Annotated in this window: 16 protein-coding genes and 4 tRNA genes; 5 read left to right on the top strand and 15 right to left on the bottom strand. The window is 63.3% G+C overall.

Annotated elements, in window-relative coordinates; all coding sequences use genetic code 11:
* Positions 1-143 precede the first annotated feature (143 nt).
* The 9 genes from lon to KSS93_RS12290 form a co-directional block, all read right to left on the bottom strand.
* On the bottom strand, positions 144-2,540 hold the full coding sequence (gene lon / locus KSS93_RS12330; protein WP_217888489.1) for an endopeptidase La: 2,397 nt from the start codon (positions 2,538-2,540) through the stop codon (positions 144-146).
* Positions 2,541-2,693: 153 nt separating this feature from the next.
* Positions 2,694-3,977 (bottom strand): ATP-dependent Clp protease ATP-binding subunit ClpX, encoded by a 1,284-nt coding sequence (gene clpX / locus KSS93_RS12325; RefSeq protein WP_217888488.1) that lies wholly within the window; start codon positions 3,975-3,977, stop codon positions 2,694-2,696.
* A 108-nt stretch (positions 3,978-4,085) separates the two neighbouring features.
* Entirely contained in the window at positions 4,086-4,727 is a 642-nt protein-coding gene (gene clpP / locus KSS93_RS12320; protein ID WP_166888479.1) for an ATP-dependent Clp endopeptidase proteolytic subunit ClpP, read from the bottom strand.
* A gap of 91 nt (positions 4,728-4,818) precedes the next feature.
* Positions 4,819-6,132 (bottom strand): trigger factor, encoded by a 1,314-nt coding sequence (tig, locus tag KSS93_RS12315; RefSeq protein ID WP_217888487.1) that lies wholly within the window; start codon positions 6,130-6,132, stop codon positions 4,819-4,821.
* A gap of 318 nt (positions 6,133-6,450) precedes the next feature.
* Complete coding sequence (locus KSS93_RS12310) at positions 6,451-6,750, bottom strand: DUF6388 family protein (protein ID WP_217888486.1); 300 nt, start codon at positions 6,748-6,750, stop codon at positions 6,451-6,453.
* Between the two features lie 151 nt (positions 6,751-6,901).
* Positions 6,902-6,977, bottom strand: a tRNA-His gene (locus tag KSS93_RS12305).
* Between the two features lie 37 nt (positions 6,978-7,014).
* Positions 7,015-7,099: transfer RNA gene (locus tag KSS93_RS12300), tRNA-Leu, on the bottom strand.
* A gap of 56 nt (positions 7,100-7,155) precedes the next feature.
* A tRNA-His gene (locus KSS93_RS12295) sits at positions 7,156-7,231 on the bottom strand.
* A gap of 35 nt (positions 7,232-7,266) precedes the next feature.
* Positions 7,267-7,343: transfer RNA gene (locus KSS93_RS12290), tRNA-Arg, on the bottom strand.
* A gap of 231 nt (positions 7,344-7,574) precedes the next feature.
* On the opposite strand from KSS93_RS12290, the gene folD reads away from it, so the two are divergent.
* Complete coding sequence (gene folD, locus KSS93_RS12285; protein WP_217888485.1) at positions 7,575-8,429, top strand: bifunctional methylenetetrahydrofolate dehydrogenase/methenyltetrahydrofolate cyclohydrolase FolD; 855 nt, start codon at positions 7,575-7,577, stop codon at positions 8,427-8,429.
* Positions 8,430-8,601: 172 nt separating this feature from the next.
* On the opposite strand, the gene KSS93_RS12280 is transcribed toward folD, so the two are convergent.
* From KSS93_RS12280 to KSS93_RS12255, 6 genes are all read right to left on the bottom strand, one after another.
* Entirely contained in the window at positions 8,602-10,341 is a 1,740-nt protein-coding gene (locus KSS93_RS12280; protein WP_217888484.1) for an ABC transporter substrate-binding protein, read from the bottom strand.
* Positions 10,342-10,436: 95 nt separating this feature from the next.
* The gene (locus tag KSS93_RS12275) at positions 10,437-10,709 is read right to left on the bottom strand and encodes a DUF2160 domain-containing protein (RefSeq protein WP_217888483.1); all 273 of its coding nucleotides are present in this window, start codon (positions 10,707-10,709) and stop codon (positions 10,437-10,439) included.
* A gap of 12 nt (positions 10,710-10,721) precedes the next feature.
* Positions 10,722-11,522 carry a carbohydrate ABC transporter permease gene (locus tag KSS93_RS12270; RefSeq protein WP_217888482.1) on the bottom strand — a complete coding sequence of 267 codons (801 nt, stop codon included), beginning with the start codon at positions 11,520-11,522 and terminating at the stop codon, positions 10,722-10,724.
* 4 nt (positions 11,523-11,526) lie between these two features.
* A complete protein-coding gene (locus tag KSS93_RS12265) occupies positions 11,527-12,390 on the bottom strand; it encodes a carbohydrate ABC transporter permease (RefSeq protein WP_217842670.1) in 864 nt (287 codons plus the stop codon).
* Complete coding sequence (locus KSS93_RS12260; RefSeq protein ID WP_217888481.1) at positions 12,387-13,484, bottom strand: ABC transporter ATP-binding protein; 1,098 nt, start codon at positions 13,482-13,484, stop codon at positions 12,387-12,389. The genes KSS93_RS12265 and KSS93_RS12260 overlap by 4 nt, the downstream gene beginning before the upstream one ends.
* On the bottom strand, positions 13,484-14,578 hold the full coding sequence (locus KSS93_RS12255) for an ABC transporter ATP-binding protein (RefSeq protein WP_217888480.1): 1,095 nt from the start codon (positions 14,576-14,578) through the stop codon (positions 13,484-13,486). The genes KSS93_RS12260 and KSS93_RS12255 overlap by 1 nt, the downstream gene beginning before the upstream one ends.
* A gap of 234 nt (positions 14,579-14,812) precedes the next feature.
* Here KSS93_RS12255 and KSS93_RS12250 point away from each other — a divergent pair, with 234 nt between their 5' ends.
* The 4 genes from KSS93_RS12250 to KSS93_RS12235 all read left to right on the top strand — a co-directional run bounded on the left by KSS93_RS12250 (position 14,813) and on the right by KSS93_RS12235 (position 20,307).
* Positions 14,813-16,579 carry a sigma-54-dependent Fis family transcriptional regulator gene (locus KSS93_RS12250; RefSeq protein ID WP_217888479.1) on the top strand — a complete coding sequence of 589 codons (1,767 nt, stop codon included), beginning with the start codon at positions 14,813-14,815 and terminating at the stop codon, positions 16,577-16,579.
* Positions 16,580-17,012: 433 nt separating this feature from the next.
* A complete protein-coding gene (gene ctlX, locus KSS93_RS12245; protein WP_217888478.1) occupies positions 17,013-17,930 on the top strand; it encodes a citrulline utilization hydrolase CtlX in 918 nt (305 codons plus the stop codon).
* 18 nt (positions 17,931-17,948) lie between these two features.
* Entirely contained in the window at positions 17,949-18,995 is a 1,047-nt protein-coding gene (gene ocd, locus KSS93_RS12240; protein WP_217888477.1) for an ornithine cyclodeaminase, read from the top strand.
* A 529-nt stretch (positions 18,996-19,524) separates the two neighbouring features.
* The gene (locus KSS93_RS12235; RefSeq protein ID WP_217888476.1) at positions 19,525-20,307 is read left to right on the top strand and encodes an ABC transporter substrate-binding protein; all 783 of its coding nucleotides are present in this window, start codon (positions 19,525-19,527) and stop codon (positions 20,305-20,307) included.
* Positions 20,308-20,395 lie beyond the last annotated feature (88 nt).

Below are 20,395 nucleotides of genomic sequence, written 5' to 3'. Positions count from 1 at the left end.
TTATATCTCTATTGAGTTTGTTTCTAAGTATGTAATGAAAAGCTTATGAAACGAGCGTTAGGTGGCCTGGTGACATTTGGCGTGCCGCTTTATAGCAAGGCCCCGAAAAAGCTGTCAACCAACGCCCCCCAACGAAATACGTACTAGTGCGTGCTGATTCTTTCCTTAGCATCGCCGTCGCGCTTTTCATCTTTCGCGACAATCTCAGGAGCCACATCTGGCAAGGGCTCCGGGGCGTATTGCAGCGCAATTTGGAGGACTTCGTCAATCCATTTGACCGGTTTGATTTGAAGATCCTGTTTGATATTTTCCGGAATTTCCTTGAGGTCGCGAACATTCTCCTCAGGGATGATCACCGTCTTGATGCCGCCACGGTGTGCCGCCAGCAGTTTTTCCTTCAACCCGCCAATGGCCAGTACCTGGCCGCGCAGGGTGATTTCGCCGGTCATCGCAACGTCTGCGCGCACCGGGATCTGGGTCAGGGCCGACACCAGTGCGGTGCACATGCCAATACCCGCGCTCGGGCCATCCTTGGGGGTGGCGCCTTCGGGCATGTGGATGTGAACGTCGTGCTTTTCGTGGAAGTCTGCAGCGATCCCCAGGCTTTTCGCGCGGCTACGCACCACGGTTTGCGCGGCGGTGATCGACTCGACCATGACGTCGCCTAGCGAGCCTGTCTTGATCAATTGACCCTTGCCAGGGATGACCACCGACTCGATGGTCAGCAGTTCGCCGCCCACTTGCGTCCAGGCAAGGCCGGTCACCTGGCCGATCTGGTCTTGCTGTTCAGCCAGCCCGTAACGGAACTTGCGCACGCCCAGCAGGTGCTCGAGCTGCTCGCCGGTGACCTTGACCTTCACCTGCTTCTGCCCGGTGTGCTCCTTGACCACCTTGCGGCAGACCTTGGCGATCTGGCGCTCCAGGCCACGCACACCGGCTTCGCGGGTGTAGTAGCGGATGATGTCGCGGATCGCGGTGACATCCACCTCCAGCTCGTCCTTTTTCAGGCCGTTGGCCTTGACCTGCTTGGGTACCAGGTACTTGACCGCGATGTTGATCTTCTCGTCTTCGGTGTAACCCGGCAGGCGGATGACTTCCATGCGGTCGAGCAGCGCCGGCGGGATGTTCATCGAGTTCGAGGTGCACAGGAACATCACGTCCGAGAGGTCGAAGTCGACTTCCAGGTAGTGGTCGTTGAAATTGTGGTTCTGCTCGGGGTCGAGCACCTCCAGCAGCGCCGAGGCCGGGTCGCCACGCATGTCGCTGCCCATCTTGTCGATCTCGTCGAGCAGGAACAGCGGGTTGCGTACACCCACCTTGGTCATCTTCTGGATCAGCCGGCCCGGCATCGAGCCGATGTAGGTACGGCGGTGGCCACGAATCTCGGCCTCGTCACGCACGCCGCCCAGGGCCATGCGCACGAACTTGCGGTTGGTGGCAGCGGCGATCGACTCGGCCAGCGAGGTCTTGCCCACACCAGGCGGGCCGACCAGGCACAGCACCGGGCCGCGGATCTTCTTCACGCGCTTTTGCACGGCGAGGTATTCGAGGATGCGCTCTTTCACCTCTTCCAGGCCGTAGTGGTCGGAATCGAGGATCTCTTCGGCCTTGGTCAGATCCAGGCGCACCTTGCTCTGGGCCTTCCACGGTACCTGCACCAGCCAGTCGAGGTACGAACGCACCACGGTGGCCTCGGCCGACATCGGCGACATCTGCTTGAGCTTGTTCAGCTCGGCCTGGGCCTTGGTCAGGGCGTCTTTCGGAAGGCCAGCGGCATCGATGCGCTTTTTCAGCTCTTCGATTTCGTTGTGGCCTTCGTCGCCGTCGCCGAGCTCCTTCTGAATGGCCTTCATCTGCTCATTCAGGTAGTACTCGCGCTGGCTGCGCTCCATTTGCTTCTTGACCCGGCCGCGGATGCGCTTTTCCACCTGCAGCAGGTCGATTTCGGCGTCCAGCAGGGCCAGCACGTGCTCGACGCGGGCCTGCAGGTCGACGATCTCGAGAATTTCCTGCTTCTGCTCGATCTTCAGGGCCATGTGCGCGGCCATGGTGTCGACCAGGCGGCCCGGCTCCTCGATGCTGTTCAGCGAAGACAGAACCTCGGCCGGGACTTTCTTGCCCAGTTGCACGTACTGTTCGAACTGCGACAGCAGGGTGCGCACGAACACCTCGGACTCGCGCTCGGCGGCCTCGGTTTCGTCGATCAGGCTGACTTCGGCACGCACGTGCCCCTCAACCTCGTTGAAGCGCTCGACCGCACCGCGCTGCTCGCCCTCGACCAGCACCTTGACGGTGCCATCAGGCAGCTTGAGCAGTTGCAGCACGGTGGCGATGGTACCGACGCGGTACAGGGCGTCTTCGCCCGGATCGTCGTCGGCAGGGTTCTTCTGGGCCAGCAGGAGGATCTGCTTCTCGCCCGTCATCGCCGCCTCGAGGGCTTCGATGGACTTCTCACGCCCCACGAACAGTGGGATGACCATGTGCGGATAGACGACAACGTCGCGCAATGGCAAAAGAGGCAAGTCGAGGGTGGTCTTCATGATTTCGCCTCTACAGCGGCCTTGTGGCCGGAAACCGGTGGAAATGGTGCTTGGGGCTAATGTGGGGGCAGCAATTTGAAATTACAAGCGCCGAGTCCACGAAATGCAAAAAGGGGCCCGAAGGCCCCTTTCTGAGTGGCTACCCTTGCCCGATCAGGCGTCGGGGGCGGCCTTGGCTTGCGGCTCGCTGTTCTCGTAGATCAGCAGCGGCTGCGAAGTGCCTTCGATGACGCTCTCGTCGATCACCACCTTGCTGACTTCCTTCTGCGAAGGAATCTCGTACATGGTGTCAAGCAACACGCCTTCGAGGATGGAACGCAGGCCACGGGCGCCGGTTTTGCGCTCCAGGGCCTTGCGCGCAACGGCCTTGAGCGCATCGCTGCGGAACTCAAGGTCGACGCTCTCCATTTCGAACAGCTTGGCGTACTGCTTGGTCAGGGCGTTCTTCGGCTCGGTGAGAATCTGCATCAGCGCAGCTTCATCAAGCTCGTCGAGGGTGGCCAGCACCGGCAGACGACCGACAAACTCGGGAATCAGGCCAAACTTGACCAGATCGTCCGGCTCGACTTCGCGCAGCGATTCGCCGACCTTCTTGCCCTCTTCCTTGCTGCGTACTTCAGCACCAAAACCGATGCCACCCTTGGTGGAGCGGTTCTGGATGACCTTTTCCAGGCCCGAGAAGGCGCCACCGCAAATGAACAGGATATTGCGGGTATCAACCTGCAGGAATTCCTGTTGCGGGTGCTTGCGCCCACCCTGGGGCGGCACGGAGGCCACGGTGCCTTCGATCAGCTTCAACAGCGCCTGCTGCACACCCTCGCCCGATACGTCACGGGTGATGGACGGGTTGTCCGACTTGCGCGAAATCTTGTCGATCTCGTCGATGTAGACAATGCCCATCTGGGCCTTTTCCACGTCGTAGTCGCACTTTTGCAGCAGTTTCTGAATGATGTTCTCGACGTCCTCACCCACGTAACCGGCTTCGGTCAGGGTAGTGGCGTCGGCGATGGTGAACGGTACGTTCAACAGGCGTGCAAGGGTTTCGGCGAGCAGGGTCTTGCCCGAGCCGGTAGGCCCGATCAGCAGGATGTTGCTCTTGCCGAGTTCGACTTCGTCGCCCTTCTTGTCACGCTGGTTCAGGCGCTTGTAGTGGTTGTACACCGCTACGGCAAGCACCTTTTTCGCGCGCTCCTGACCAATGACGTACTGGTCCAGGATTGTGCTGATTTCTTTCGGCGAGGGTAGTTTGTGCGCGCTGCTCTCGGCCTGGGCTTCCTGCACCTCCTCACGGATGATGTCGTTGCACAGGTCGACGCACTCGTCGCAGATAAATACCGAGGGGCCGGCAATCAACTTGCGCACTTCGTGCTGGCTTTTGCCGCAGAAGGAGCAATAGAGCAATTTGCCGCTGTCCTCGCCGTTACGGGTGTCAGTCATTCGATCGATCCAATCCGGTAGGCTTGAAACACAAGATGAAGGCAATCGCTGGCTTTTTCAAGTCCGCGGGTGGGCGCAATCTGCGCCCGCCCGCTCTGGCGCATTGCTTCAGGATGCCAGTTGCCGCTTGTCGTAAACCGAGTCGATCAGGCCGTACTCGGCCGCGCGCTGGGCGCTCATGAAGTTGTCACGCTCGGTGTCGCGCTTGATGGTCTCCAGATCCTGGCCGGTGTGGTGGGCCAGCAGCTCGTTCAGGCGCGCCTTGATGTTGAGGATTTCCTGGGCGTGGATCTCGATGTCGGTGGCCTGACCCTGGAAGCCGCCCAGCGGCTGGTGAATCATCACCCGCGAGTTCGGCAGGCAGTGGCGCTTGCCGGCCGCACCAGCGGCGAGCAGGAAGGCACCCATGCTGCAGGCCTGGCCGATGCAGATGGTCGAGACGTCCGGCTTGATGAACTGCATGGTGTCGTAGATCGACATGCCCGCAGTCACCGAACCGCCCGGCGAGTTGATGTACAGATGGATATCCTTGTCCGGGTTTTCCGCTTCAAGGAACAGCAGCTGCGCCACTACCAGGTTGGCCATGTAGTCCTCTACAGGGCCGACCAGGAAGATCACCCGCTCCTTCAAGAGGCGCGAATAGATGTCGTAGGCGCGTTCGCCACGGGCGGACTGCTCGATAACCATCGGGACCAGGCCGCCTGCGGCCTGGATGTCAGAGCTCTGCTGAATATAAGAATTGCGGGACATGTCCTGCGCTCACTCCCAAATAGTCATGGCTTGAATACGCACAAGCCAGCGCGAAGGCTGGCTTGTGGAGGTTTCTTACGAGAGAAGCCTGTTACTCAGCTTCGGCAGGTGCCTGTGCTGGCTTGACGGCCTCTTCGTACGAAACCGACTTGTCTGTCACAGTCGCTTTCTGCAGAACAGTATCTACAACTTGTTCTTCCAGTACAACCGAACGAACTTCGTTCAGTTGCTGGTCGTTCTTGTAGTACCAGGCAACGACCTGCTCAGGCTCTTGGTAGGCCGAAGCCATTTCCTCGATGACCTTGCGCACTTCGGCTTCGTCCGGCTTCAGGTCGAACTGCTTGACCACTTCGGCGACGATCAGGCCCAGCACCACGCGGCGCTTGGCTTGCTCGGAGAACAGCTCGGCCGGCAGTTGCTCAGGCTTGATGTTGCCACCGAACTGCTGAACAGCCTGCACGCGCAGACGGTTGACTTCGTTTTCCAGCAGGGCTTTCGGCACTTCGATCGGGTTGGCGGCCAGCAGACCGTCCATGACCTGATTCTTGACCTTGGCCTTGATGGCCTGGCGCAGTTCACGCTCCATGTTCTTGCGAACTTCGGTGCGGAAGCCTTCCAGGGTCGACTCTTTGATACCGAACTGGGCGAAGAACTCTTCGTTCAGTTCTGGCAGCGCAGGGGCCGAAACGCTGTTGACGGTAATGGTGAACTCGGCGGCTTTGCCAGCCAGGTCGAGGTTCTGGTAGTCCTCTGGGAAGGTCACGTTGACAACGCGCTCTTCACCGGCCTTGGCGCCAACCAGGCCATCTTCGAAGCCCGGGATCATGCGGCCGGAGCCCAGTACCAGCTGGGTGCCCTTGGCCGAACCACCGGCGAACACTTCGCCGTCAACCTTACCGACGAAGTCGATGTTGACCTGGTCGTCGCTCTGAGCAGCGCGCTCGACGGTTTCGAAACGGGTGTTCTGCTTGCGCAGCACTTCCAGCATGTTGTCCAGGTCGGCGTCAGCCACCTCGGCGCTCAGGCGCTCCACGGCGATCGAGTCGAAACCGGCAACGGTGAACTCCGGGAAGACTTCGAAGATGGCAACGAACTCGAGGTCCTTGCCTTTTTCGAACGACTTGGGCTCAACGGCTGGGGCGCCGGCCGGGTTCAGTTTTTGTTCGACGATGGCTTCGTAGAAGGAGGCCTGGACCAGATCACCGAAGGCTTCCTGACGGGCGTCAGCTTCGAAACGCTGGCGGATCACGCTCATTGGCACCTTGCCTGGGCGGAAGCCGGCAACCTTGGCGCGCTTGGCAGTCTGCTGCAGACGCTTGTTGACTTCGTTCTCGACGCGCTCGGCCGGAACGGCGATGGTCATGCGGCGCTCGAGAGCGGAAGTGTTTTCAACAGAAACTTGCATGGATATTCCTCGTTGCACAGACGTTAGCCGGCGATAGCCCGACTCCAGAATCAAGGGCAAGCATTCTAGTGACTCATGCAGCAGAAGTCACCCCACCCGGATTGTCGGTTATCTACGCCGGTCGATTTCCCTGGAAGGCCCGCGCCCCGTGGCGTCGAGCCTGTTCAAACAGTGACTGCGCGGCGGCGTTGATGGCGCGCAGTTGCAAAACCTTGTCAAACAAACAACAGCTGGCTGGGATATGGGATTTTTTTCAGGGTTTTCAAGGGGGATGGCGTGAAAATCTTCAAGTGCCCGGCGAAAGCCCTCACACAACCCCTACTCCGGCTCAATCTCATTGAACTGGCAATACTCTTCCCACTCCAGCCCCAGCGCCTCGGCCACCTCGCGATGGGTTTCCATACGCATGGCCTTTAATTGCTCAGGCGATTCGGCGATCAGCTGCAACGCGTACTCCCAGGGCTGCACGCCCTGCTCGTCGGCGGCATCCTCGAACGCCCACTCGATCTGCTGGGCCTGCTCACGGGCATCCAGTTCGCGGACCTCCTCGAGCAATTGCGGGTTTTGTTCGGCGAACCGTTGCAGCGCCAGGGCCTGGCGCGCTTCTTTTGCGATCATTTGCGCTATTCCTCTGCCGACAACTACTGCCGGACGCTAAACCGGCTAAAATTTATCAGCTTTTATTACACGGCCACCAGAGACCGAAAAGCGCGAACGCCAGAAACGACAAAGGCGCCCGGTCTCACGACCAAGGCGCCTTCGAAAAATATGGGGTGGACGATGGGAATCGAACCCACGACAACTGGAATCACAATCCAGCGCTCTACCAACTGAGCTACGCCCACCATAACGCGGTACAACACCTACAACTTCACAGAAACATGGTGCGGACGAAGAGACTCGAACTCTTACAGCTTGCGCCGCTGGAACCTAAATCCAGTGTGTCTACCAATTTCACCACGTCCGCATGCAACTCAAAAACAAAGGCGCCGGATCGTTCAATCGAGGCGCCTCTGCAGAATCTGGGGTGGACGATGGGAATCGAACCCACGACAACTGGAATCACAATCCAGCGCTCTACCAACTGAGCTACGCCCACCATATTGCGGTACTGCTTACTTGCCCAGGCCTTAATGGCGCACCCGGCAGGACTCGAACCTGCGACCATCCGCTTAGAAGGCGGATGCTCTATCCAGCTGAGCTACGGGCGCTTAAGCGTACAGTTGGAACAAACCAACTTTGCCAACCCGTGCCAGGCAGTGCCCGACAAGTGCGGCGAATCTTATAGACGACCCTCTGACCCGTCAACACCTTTCTCTAAAAAATTTAAATTATTGAAGGGGTTAGGGAATTTGCCCGACCACGCGCCTTTGCCCTTGCGCCGTGTCGTGCGAGAATGCGCGCTTCTTCATGTTCCTCTCTCGATGGTTAATCACGCGTCTATGACTGCACACCTTATCGATGGCAAGGCGATCGCCGCCAACCTGCGCAAGCAGATCGCCCAACGTGTCGCCGAGCGCCGCCAGCAGGGCCTGCGTACCCCAGGCCTGGCTGTGATCCTGGTCGGTACCGACCCGGCCTCTCAAGTCTATGTATCGCACAAGCGCAAGGACTGCGAGGAAGTCGGCTTCATCTCGCAAGCGTTCGACCTGCCCAGCGATACCACGCAGCAAGCCCTGACCGACCTGATCGACCGCCTCAACGACGACCCGGCCGTCGACGGCATCCTGCTGCAGCTGCCGCTGCCGGCGCATCTGGACGCCTCCCTGCTGCTCGAGCGCATCCGCCCCGACAAAGACGTCGACGGCTTCCACCCTTACAACATCGGCCGCCTGGCCCAGCGCATCCCGCTGCTGCGCCCGTGCACCCCGAAGGGCATCATGACCCTGCTGGAAAGCACCGGCCAGGACTTGTACGGCATGAACGCAGTGATCGTCGGCGCCTCCAACATCGTTGGCCGCCCCATGGCCATGGAGCTGCTGCTGGCCGGCTGCACCATCACCGTCTGCCACCGCTTCACCAAAGACCTCGCCGGCCACGTCGGCCGCGCCGACCTGCTGGTGGTTGCCGCCGGCAAGCCGGGCCTGGTCAAGGGTGAGTGGGTCAAGGAAGGCGCCATCGTCATCGACGTGGGCATCAACCGCCAGGAAGACGGCAAGCTGGTGGGCGATGTGGTCTACGAGACCGCCCTGCCCCGCGCCGGCTGGATCACCCCGGTGCCGGGCGGCGTTGGCCCGATGACCCGGGCGTGCCTGCTGGAAAACACGCTGTATGCGGCTGAAGAGCTGCACAAGTAAGCACGACGGCGTGGACAAAAAACGGCACCTCAGGCAGGTGCCGTTTTTTTTGCCTGTGGTTTGTGTTGTGGCTTTGCCGGCCTCTTCGCGGGCAAGCCCGCTCCCACAGTGAGCGCATAACCTTCAGGCCTGCGCTGTACCTGTAGGAGCCGGCTTGCTCAGCCCTGGCCGATCACTTGCGCATCGCCTCCCACGACTTGAGCAGCTCGTTGTAGCTCACCGTCTCGCCCTGGGGCTTCTCGTTGGCAAGTTTGGGCTTCGGCGCCCCCGGTTGGTCGAACCAGTACTGCGCATCACGCTCGGGGTTGAGCTTGGGCGCACAGGTGGCCTGGGCGTTGGAACGCTGCAGGCGCTCCATCATGCGGTCCTGATCGCGAGCCAACCCATCCAGCGCCTCTTGCGGGGTTTTCTCGCCACTGGCCACCTCGGCGATATGGCTCCACCACAACTGCGCCAACCGTGGGTAGTCCGGCACGTTGGTGCCGGTGGGCGTCCACTGCACCCGTGCCGGGCTTCTGTAGAACTCCACCAACCCGCCCAGCTTGGGCGCAAGGTCAGTCATGGCCTGGGAGTTGATGTCCGACTCGCGGATCGGCGTCAGGCCGACGATGGTCTTTTTAAGCGACACGGTCTTGGACGTCACGAACTGCGCATACAGCCAAGCCGCCAGGCGCTGCTTCTCCGGGGTCGATTTGAAGAAGGTCCAGGAGCCGGTGTCCTGGTAGCCAAGCTTCATCCCCTCCTCCCAGTACGGCCCCTTGGGCGACGGCGCCATGCGCCACTTCGGCGTGCCGTCGGCGTTGACCACCGGCAGCCCCGGCTTGGTCATGTCGGCGGTAAAGGCGGTGTACCAGAAGATCTGCTGGGCGATGTTGCCCTGGGCCGGCACCGGCCCGGACTCGGAGAAGGTCATGCCCTGGGCTTCCTTGGGCGCATAGGCACGCATCCAGTCCACGTACTTCTGGGTAGCGAACACCGCCGCCGGGCCGTTGGTGTCACCACCACGGGTCACGCTGGAGCCCACCGGGTGGCAGTCCTCCACGCGAATACCCCATTCGTCCACCGGCAGGCCGTTGGGCAGGCCCTTGTCGCCGCCACCGGCCATGGAGAACCAGGCATCAGTGAAACGCCAGCCGAGCGACGGGTCCTTCTTGCCGTAGTCCATGTGGCCGTACACCCGCTTGCCGTCGATCTCCTTCACGTCCTCGCTGAAGAACTTGGCGATATCCTCATAGGCCGACCAGTTCACCGGCACGCCCAGCTCGTAGCCGTACTTTTCCTTGAACTTGGCTTTCAGCTCGGGCCGCTCGAACCAGTCGGCGCGAAACCAGTACAGGTTGGCGAACTGCTGGTCGGGCAGCTGGTACACCTTGCCGTCCGGCGCAGTGGTGAAGGAGATGCCGATGAAGTCCTTCAGGTCCAGGGTCGGCGAGGTGAAGTTCTTGCCCTCGTTGGCCATCATGTCGGTGATCGACTCCACCTTGCCGTAGCGAAAGTGCGTGCCGATCAAGTCAGAGTCGTTGACCCAACCGTCGTAGATGTTCTTGTCCGACTGCATCTGCGTCTGCAGCTTCTCCACCACATCGCCTTCCTGCAGCAGGTCGTGGGTCAGCTGGATGCCGGTGATCTCGCTGAAGGCTTTGGCCAGCACCTTGGACTCGTACTCGTGGGTGGTGAGGGTTTCCGACACCACATTGATCTTCATGCCACGGAACGGTTCGGCGGCCTTGATGAACCACTTGAGCTCGTCGAGCTGCTGCTCGGCGCTCAGGGTGGAAGGCTTGAACTCGCTGCCGATCCATTTTTTTGCCGCGTCCTCGTACTGGTCGGCCCAGGCCGTGCCGTGCACGCCGGCCAGCACCAGCAGCGCGGCCAGGGTCAAATGTCGCCGTTTGTCGTTGTTATCGAACATTGTGAACTCCCGATTGAAGAAGCCTTCGTGTTGCCCGTGCGGGCGCCATCGCGGGGCAAGCCCGCTCCCACACAGGTCACCCTCCCTGCCCAGGTTCAGCCCCAGCGCAGCACCACCACCAGCCACGCCAGCGACAGCAGCGAGGCCACCCACAACGGCCCGTCGCTCAGCCCCGCCAGCAACAGGTGCAGGTAGGCGCTAACCAGCAGGCCGATGAACAAACGGTCGCCACGGGTCGTGGCGATCGGCAAAAAGCCACGCCGCTCAAGGCACGGGCGGCGCAGCTCGAACACAGTCATGCACGCCAGCAACACCCCGACCCCGGCAAAGAACAACGCGGTCGGCAAGGTCCAGGCCATCCACTCCATCACCCGCCCTCCTTACACCCGGCCCAGGGCAAAGCCCTTGGCCACATGGTTGCGCACGAACCAGATCACCAGCATGCCCGGCAGGATGGTCAGCACCCCGGCGGCCGCCAGCACCCCCCAGTCGATACCTGAAGCCGACACCGTGCGGGTCATCACCGCCGCGATCGGCTTGGCGTTCACCGAGGTCAGGGTGCGCGCCAGCAGCAGCTCCACCCACGAGAACATGAAGCAGAAGAACGCCGTGACACCGATGCCCGAACCGATCAACGGAACGAAAATTTTCACGAAGAAGCGCGGGAAGCTGTAGCCATCGATGTAGGCGGTTTCGTCGATTTCCTTCGGTACCCCGGACATAAAGCCCTCAAGAATCCACACCGCCAGCGGCACGTTGAACAGGCAGTGGGCCAGCGCCACGGCGATATGGGTGTCGAACAGCCCGATCGACGAATACAGCTGAAAGAACGGCAGCAGGAACACCGCAGGCGGCGCCATGCGGTTGGTCAGCAACCAGAAGAACAGGTGCCGGTCACCCAAAAAGCGATAGCGCGAGAACGCATAAGCCGCCGGCAACGCCACCGCCAGCGAAATCACCGTGTTCAGGCACACGTAATACAGCGAGTTGAGGTAGCCGTTGTACCAACTGGGGTCGGTGAAGATCACCCGGTAGTTGTCCAGCGTGAACGCTTGCGGCCACAGCGTCAGCCCGCCAAGGATCTCGGTGTTGCTCTTGAACGACATGTTCAGCAACCAGTAGATCGGCACCAGCAGAAAGAAGAAGTACAGCGCCAGGGCCATGCTCTTGCGTTTGCTCATGGCGCTACTCCTTGTCGGCGTGGGTCATGGCTGTGTAGAACAGCCACGACACCAGCAGGATGATCAGGAAATACACCAGCGAGAACGCCGCCGCCGGCCCCAGGTCGAACTGCCCCACCGCCATGCGCGTGAGGGTCTGGCTGAGGAAGGTGGTGGCGTTGCCCGGCCCGCCGCCGGTGAGCACGAACGGCTCGGTGTAGATCATGAAGCTGTCCATGAAGCGCAGCATCACCGCAATCAGCAGCACGCTCTTGAGCTTGGGCAACTGGATATGCCGGAACACCGCCCAACCCGAGGCACGGTCGATGCGCGCGGCCTGGTAGTACACGTCAGGGATGGCGCGCAACCCCGAGTAGCACAGCAGCGCCACCAGTGAGGTCCAGTGCCACACATCCATCACCAGCACCGTCACCCAGGCGTCGAACGGGTCGCCGGCATAGTTGTAGTTGATGCCCAGCTTGGCCAGGGTGGCGCCCATCAGGCCGATGTCGGCGCGGCCGAAAATCTGCCAGATGGTGCCCACCACGTTCCACGGGATCAGCAGCGGGATGGCCATGACGATCAGGCACACCGACGCCATGCGCCCGCGGGTGGGCATGGTCAGGGCGATGGCGATGCCCAGCGGGATCTCGATGGCCAGCACACAGGCCGAGTAGATGAACTGGCGCAGCAGCGCGTCGTGCAGGGCCGGGTCGCGCAGCACCTGGCGGTACCAGTCGGCGCCGACGAAGTAGCGGTTGGAGGCGTCGAAGATGTCCTGCACCGAATAGTTGACCACGGTCATCATCGGCACCACGGCGCTGAATGCCACCAGCACAAACACCGGCAGCACCAGCCACCAGGCCTTGTTGTTGTGCACCTTGTTCATGGCCCGGCCTCCAGCAGTACGTCATCGAGGTACAGCATCAACCACTGCGGCGGCAGGCCGACCCAGGCCGTACCGGTGGGCAGCGGGCGATCCTCGCCCAGGCGTGCCTTCAGCGTCACCCCAGCCAGCTCCAGGGTGACGATGCGGTAGGTACCCAGGTCTTCGACATCCAGCACCCGCGCCTCATGGGCCTCCACCAGCGGCTGCTCCCACACCTGCACGAATTCCGGGCGAATACCCACCTGCAGGCGTCCACCAGGGGTGGCCGCCAGGCGCTCGCGCAGGCCCTCCGGCAACGGCAGGTGCAGGCCGCCGAAACTCACCCCGTCGGCCTCGGCCCGCACATCGATCAGGTTCATCCCGGGGCTGCCGATGAAGTAACCCACGAAGGTGTGCCGCGGGCGTTCGAACAACTCGCGCGGGGTGCCGAACTGGACGATGCGCCCGCCGTGCATCACCGCAATCTTGTCGGCGAAGGTCGAGGCCTCCAGCTGGTCGTGGGTGACGTAGATCATGGTGATGTTGAACTGCTCGTGGATCTGCTTGAGCTTGCGCCGCAGCTTCCACTTGAGGTGCGGGTCGATTACCGTCAGCGGCTCGTCGAACAGGATTGCCGACACATCGTCACGCACAAGCCCACGGCCCATGGAGACCTTCTGTTTCTCATCGGCGCTGAGGTTGCGCGCCTTGCGCTTGAGCACCGCGGCCAGATCGAGCACCTCGGCGATCTCCTCCACCCGCGCCCGTACCCGCGCCTCGTCCAGCCCTTGGTTGCGCAAGGGGAAGGCCAGGTTGTCGAACACGCTCATGGTGTCGTACACCACCGGGAACTGGAACACCTGGGCGATGTTGCGCTGCTGCGGCGTCAGGGCGTTGACCGCCTTGCCGTCGAACAGCACCTCGCCATGGGACGGGCTGAGCAGCCCGGAAATGATATTGAGCAAGGTCGACTTGCCGCAGCCCGAGGGCCCCAGCAAGGCGTAGGCACCGCCCTGCTCCCACACATGCTCGAGCTCGTGCAGGGCATAGTCGGCGGCGCTGGCCGGGGTGCGGCTGTAGCTGTGGGCCAGCTGGCGCAGGCGGATCTCGGCCATCAGGCACTCCTCGCCTGGCGCGGCCCCGGGGCCTGCGCCAGCGCATCACGGCTGTCGAAGAGGAACAGCTTGTGGGTGGGGATGAACACGCGGATCGGCGTGTCCACCTGATACTCGTGCACCCCGGGCAGGTGCAGGATCATCCGCCAGTGGTCGTTGCGCACATGCAGGAAGGTTTCCGAGCCACTGATCTCGGCCAGTTCCACCAGCACCGACAGCTCCAGGTCGTCATCGCCGGACGGCACCAGCGTGAGGTGGCTGGGGCGGATGCCGAAGCGGTAATCGCCGTCGGGCAGCTCGCGCAGGGCAGCGCTGCGGGCAAAGTGCACCGCACCCGCCAGGCTCACCTCATTGCCCCTGAGGCTGCCGGGCACCAGGTTGATCGGCGGTTCGCTGAACAGCTCGGCAGCCAGCACACTGCCCGGGCGCTGGTACACCTCGGCGGTGGGCCCGCTCTGGATCACCCGGCCCTCGTGCAGCAAGGTGGTGGTGCCGCCCAGCGCCAGGGCCTCGTTGGGCTCGGTGGTGGCGTACACGGCAATGCAGTTGCGCGCGGCGAACAGCGCCCGCAGTTCCTGGCGCAGCTCCTCGCGCAGCTTGTAGTCGAGGTTGACCAGCGGCTCGTCGAACAGAATCAGCGACGCATCCTTGACCAGCGCCCGGGCCATGGCCGTGCGTTGCTGCTGCCCGCCCGACAGCTCCAGCGGCAGGCGCGCAAGGTACGGCTCGATGCGCAGCATCTGCGCGGTTTCGCGCACCCGGCGCTGCACCTCGGCTTCGGCCATGCGCGCCTGGCGCAGCGGCGAGGCGATGTTCTCGAACACCGTCAGCGTGGGGTAGTTGATGAACTGCTGATACACCATCGACACGTTGCGCAGACGCACCGGGCGGCCGGTGACGTCTTCACCGTCCATCAGCACGCGGCCATGGTCCGGGCGGTCGAGCCCGGCCATCAGCCGCATCAGGCTGGTCTTGCCGGCCAGGGTGCGGCCCAGCAACACATTGAACGAGCCGGGTTCGAACCGCAGGCTGGCGTCATGTATCCAGACCTGTTCATCGACACTGCGGCTGACCTGCTCCAGCACCAGGGACATGGCGGCGCCTTTTCTGATTGTTGTCCGCCGAACGGAGCCAGAACCGTGCCAGTTCGGCGCACAGGCTCTGGCCCGGCCCTGAGCCCGTCGCAACTCCCGCGGCCTTGTTCAGATGTGAACAGCTTCGCTGAACAAATGAACACCCCGGGGTTTGACATTGAACAACCCTGAACGACACTCAAACGCGGCCGGTAGAACACCAACAAGAACAACAACAAGACACAGGACAGGCCCATGGCCCCTTCCACTGCCACCCATGCCCAACTGATCCAGGCCTCCTGGGCGCGCTGCCGCGACCACGGCCTGCAACCCCAGCACGCCCCCGACTTCGACTGCCTGACCGGCGCCGAGCTGAGCGCCCTGCTCGAACGCCACCAGGCCCTGCTGCGCCTGACCCGCGACGATGTGCTGCCGCACCATGCCCACCTGCTGGCCAACGCCAGCCATCTGGTGATGCTCGGCGATGCCAGTGGCTGCCTGCTGGAAGCCTGGGGCACCCGGCGCTTCGTCGAGCCGCGCCAGCAGCATGCGTTTATCCCCGGCGCGAGCTGGTGCGAGCAAGGCGTGGGCACCAATGCCCTGGGCACTGCGCTGGTGTGTGGCGAGGCCATCCACGTCGGCCAGGACGAGCACTTCCTGCGCCAGAACCGCTACATGGCCAGTGCCGCCGCCCCGCTGTTCGACCATGAGCGGCGCCTGGTAGGCGTGCTCGATGTGGCCAGCGACGGCTACCTGCCCGCCACGCAGACCCTGGGCCTGGTGCGCATGCTCAGCCAGAGCCTGGAAAACCGCCTGATCCTCAGCGGCCCCGGCGCGCAGCACTGGCAGCTGCGGTTCAACAGCGCCGCCGACAACCTCGACAGCCCCTGGGCCGGCCTGCTGCTGTTCGACGAATGCGGCCAGGTGCAAGCCGCCAACCACCGCGCCGACAGCCTGCTGGGCGGCGACCCGCGCCAGCAAAGCCTGGAGCGCCTGTTCCAGCAGCCGCTGCGCCAGCTCCTTGAACACCCCGAAGGCCGCCCGTTCGCCCTGCACACCCAGGGCGGCCAGCGCCTGCACTGCCAATGGCACGCCCCGCGCCAGCAACCGCCACGGGCAGCGCCCGCGGCCACCGACCCACGGTTGGCCAAGGCCCTGGCCCAGGCCGGCCTGCTGCTGGAAAAGGACATCCCGCTGCTGGTGCAGGGCGAAACCGGCGTGGGCAAGGAGGTGTTCGTCAACGCCCTGCACCAGGCCAGCAGCCGCGCGCGCCAGCCGTTGATCGCGGTGAACTGCGCCGCCATTCCGGCCGAGCTGGTGGAGTCGGAACTGTTCGGCTACGAAAAGGGCGCCTTCACCGGCGCCCACCATAAAGGCAACAGCGGGCTGATCCGCAAGGCCGACGGTGGCGTGCTGTTTCTCGACGAGATCGGCGACATGCCCCTGGCCACCCAGGCCCGCCTGCTGCGCGTGCTGCAAAGCCGCAGCATCCAGCCGCTGGGCAGCGGCGAGCCGGTGGCGGTGGATATTCGCGTGGTCTCGGCCAGCAACCGCGACCTGGCCGCCGACGTGCGCGCCGGGCGTTTTCGCCAGGACCTCTACTACCGCATTGCCGGGCTTGCGCTGGTATTGCCACCGTTGCGCGAGCGCAGCGACCGGCGGATGCTGATCCAGCAGGTGCACCGGCGCTACCGCGAGCCGGGGCAGCCCGAACGCTTGCCGGCAGCGATTCTGGCCCTGCTCGAAAGCCACCCATGGCCGGGCAACATCCGCGAGCTGGTCAGCGTGATGCAAGTGGCGTTGGCCTTGGCAGGCAACGGCCCGATCGAACTCGAGCACCTGCCGGTGAACTTCCTCACCGAAGCCCAGGCGCCAACTGACACGGCCCAAAGCCCTACAGACCTCGACGAACTGCTACGCCAGGCCAATGGCAACCTGTCGTCGGTGGCACGAGTGCTGGGTATCAGCCGCACCACCCTGTACAAGCGCCTGCGCGAACAGGGGAGAGTGCCCACAGACTGATACTCCCAACCTTCAGGCCGGCTCTCATAGAACAAACTACAACTCATTGATTTAACACGGTCTCTGTGGGAAGCGGCCTTGCCGGGGCGCCGTCCGGTCGAGATGGGGCGCGAAGCGGCCCCAGGGCCTCAGTCTCATGCAAAATTGCAGGGGCTGCTGCGCAGCCCATCTCGACCGGACGGCGCCCCGGCAAGGCCGCTTCCCACAGGGGCCACAGTACACCTGCGAGACCAGTTCTCTGCGCGACCGCGCAGCCCGCAGGGCTAGGTAATCTCCTACAGGGGATGTGCGCCAAAACCGCTACAGCCGATTCCGCTGCCAAACCCACCTTTTCAGCCACCCCCGCTGCCCACCCCGCCCGCTTCAGCGGGGATTCCCCCGCCATCCACCGGACAATGGCCACACAGCCCCCCCCCCGTGGATGCGTGCCCCAATGCAAACAACAAATACCGTCCTCATGATTCGCCCGGCGCGGTTCGCCTTCAACCCCGACACCGCCGCCAACAACCGCTTCCAGCAAGCCCCGCTGGACCCGCAAGCCGCCAGCGCCAAGGCCTTGGAAGAGTTCGACGGCTACGTCGACAGCCTGCGCCAGCACGGCGTCGAGGTGCTGGTGGTGCAGGACACCCCCGAGCCCCACACCCCCGACTCGATCTTCCCCAACAACTGGTGGAGCAGCCACGCCGACGGCAGCCTGGTGCTCTACCCCATGCAAGGCGAAAACCGCCGCCTGGAGCGCGGCAAGGGCGTGCTGCAAGTGCTCGAGGAGCGCTTCGCCATCCAGCGCACCGTCGACCTCACCCCGCTGGAGCAGCACAACCTGTTCCTCGAAGGCACCGGCAGCATGGTGCTGGACCGCGAACACCGCATCAGCTACGCCTGCCACTCCGGGCGCACCCACGAACAAGCCCTGCGCCAGTTCGCCGAACAGCTCGACTACCAGCTGTGCCTGTTCCACGCCGTGGACCGCCAGCAGGCGCCCATCTACCACAGCAACGTGATGATGAACGTCGGCCGCCAGCTGGCCGTGGCCTGCCTCGACGCCCTGCCCCACGCCGACGAACGCCAGGCCCTCGAACGCTCCCTGCGCGACACCGGCAAAGAGCTGCTGGCCCTGGGCTTCGACCAGCTGGAGCGCTTCGCCGGCAACATGCTCGAGGTGCACGACCGCGACGGCCAGCCGCTGCTGGTGATGTCGCGCAGCGCCTGGGGCTCGCTGGACGCCGGCCAACGCCGCCAGGTGCAGCGCCACAGCCGCCCGCTGGTGGTGAACATCGACCATATCGAACGCATCGGCGGCGGCAGCGCCCGCTGCATGCTCGCCGAAGTGCACCTGCCTTCGCGCCACTGACAGCCAAGGAGAACCACCATGACCCGCTATATAGACGTGCCCGCCCTCGCCCGCCTGGTCAACCGCAAAGGCCTGCCCACCTGCCTTGGTGAAATGGCCGAATACATCCGCCAGGACTACCTGCGCTGGCACGCCTTCGAAAAATGCCCGCGCCTGGCCAACCATTCGACAGACGGGGTGATCGAGCTGATGCCGGTATCCGACGCCAACCTGTACGCCTTCAAGTACGTCAACGGCCACCCGAAGAACACCCACGACGGCCTGCTCACGGTAATGGCCTTCGGCGCCCTGGGCGATGTCGACACCGGCGCGCCGGTGCTGCTCAGCGAAATGACCCTGACCACGGCCATTCGCACCGCCGCCACCTCGGCCCTGGCCGCCCGCTACCTGGCCCGTGAAGGCAGCCGCAGCATGGCGCTGATCGGCAACGGCTCGCAAAGCGAATTCCAGGCCATCGCCTTCCACACCCTGCTGGGTATCGACGAGGTTCGCCTGTTCGACATCGACTGCGCCGCGTCGGAAAAACTCGCCGCCAACCTGGCCGGCTACCCACAGCTGAAACTGCGCATCGCCACCAGCGTGGCCGATGCGGTGCGCGGCGCCGACATCGTCACCACGGTAACCGCCGACAAGGCCTACGCCACCATCCTCAGCCCCGAGATGATCGAGCCGGGCATGCACCTGAACGCCGTGGGCGGCGACTGCCCGGGCAAGACCGAGCTGCACCGCGACATCGTCGAGCGCGCCCGGGTGATCGTCGAGTACGAGCCGCAAAGCCGCATCGAAGGCGAAATCCAGCAGTTGCCGGCCGGCTCGCCGACCACCGAGTTCTGGCAGGTGGTCGAGGGCAGCGCTGCCGGGCGGGAGGACGCCGCGCAGGTGACCCTGTTCGATTCGGTGGGCTTTGCCATCGAGGACTACTCGGCGCTGCGCTATGTGCTGGATGTGGCCAAGGCGCTGGATATCGGCGAGGACATCGCGCTGGTGCCGGAGTTGGCCAACCCGAAGGATCTGTTCGCGCTGCTGCGCCCGGCGGCGGCCGAGCGCAAGGCCAACGCAGCCTGACACGCCCCCTGTAGGAGCCGGCTTGCCGGCGATGCGGCCGCACAGATTTGCATCGCCCTTGCGGGCGCTATCGCCGGCAAGCCGGCTCTCATAGAACTGCACATAATTCATTGATTTAGCAGGGACCTGTGGGAGCGGGCTTGCCCGCGAAGCAGGCGACGCGGTGTCTGGCACCGGCTTCGCCGGTGTTCGCGGGCAAGCCCGCTCCCACAGGGGCCGCGGCGGCTTCGTGCCCAGTTCCCTGCGCGACAGCGCAGCCCGAAAGGGCTGGGTGATCTCCTACAGGTACAGCGAAGGCCTGACGGAATCGGCTGTCGCACTTCCATAAATCCATGTCGCGACAGCCGATTCGGCTGCAAGCGTTCACGCAACAGCCGAATCCGGCCCTCGACGCGCTGGCAAACGACACAAAAAACCGCTCTGCCTCGCGCATCCTGAGCCCTGACCAAGCAGTCACCACAACAACAGCGACAACCCTGCACCCTTGCACTGCCCCAAATCCAATAACAACACCAAGGGACCTACTCCTATGCTTTCCATGCGCAAACGCTTCGGCGTGCTGTTGCTTTCCTTCTGCGCCACCACCCTGGCCCAGGCCAAGGAATGGACTGAAATCCGCTTCGGCGTGTACCCCGAATACCCCCCCTTCGAATCCGTCGCCGCCGATGGCAGCCTGCAAGGCTTCGACATCGAGCTGGGCAACGCCATCTGCGAAAAACTCCAGGTCAAATGCACCTGGGTGCACAATGAGTTCGACGGCATGATCCCGGCCCTGCGCGCCCGCAAGTTCGACGCCATCATGTCGTCCATGGCCGTCACCCCGGCGCGGCAAAAACAGATCGACTTCACCAACCGCCTGTTCCTCAGCCCCACTTCGGTGATCGTGCGCAAGTCGGCCACCTTCGGCGACAGCGTCGAATCGCTCAAGGGCAAGCAGGTGGGTGTGCTGCAGGGCTCGCTGCAGGAGGCCTACGCCCGCGCCGTGCTCGCCCCGCTGGGCGCGCAGGTAAAGGCCTACCAGGCACAGGATCAGAACTACGCCGACTTGATGAATGGCCGCCTGGACGCCACCGTCACCGACAAGCTCGAAGCCCAGCTCAACTTCCTGTCCAAGCCCGAGGGCGCCGATTTTCGCAGCGGCCCGGCCATCAAGGACCCGACCTTGCCGCTGGACATCGCCATGGGCCTGCGCAAGACCGACCCCGAGCTCAAGGCCCTGCTCGACAAGGGCATCGCCATGATTCACGCCGACGGCACCTATGCCGCAATCCAGAAGAAGTACGTCGGCGACGTGGACATCTACAACGAATGAGCCCCCACCGGCCTCTTCGCGGGCAAGCCCGCTCCCACAGAACTGCGAAAACTTCACTGCCTGTAGGAGCGGGCTTGCCCGCGATGAA

The organism is Pseudomonas xanthosomatis, from assembly GCF_019139835.1.
GTDB classification, from domain to species: Bacteria; Pseudomonadota; Gammaproteobacteria; order Pseudomonadales; family Pseudomonadaceae; genus Aquipseudomonas; species Aquipseudomonas fakonensis.
The sequence above is the reverse complement of the archived record's forward strand: the minus strand, read 5'-3'. Positions and strand labels throughout refer to the sequence as shown.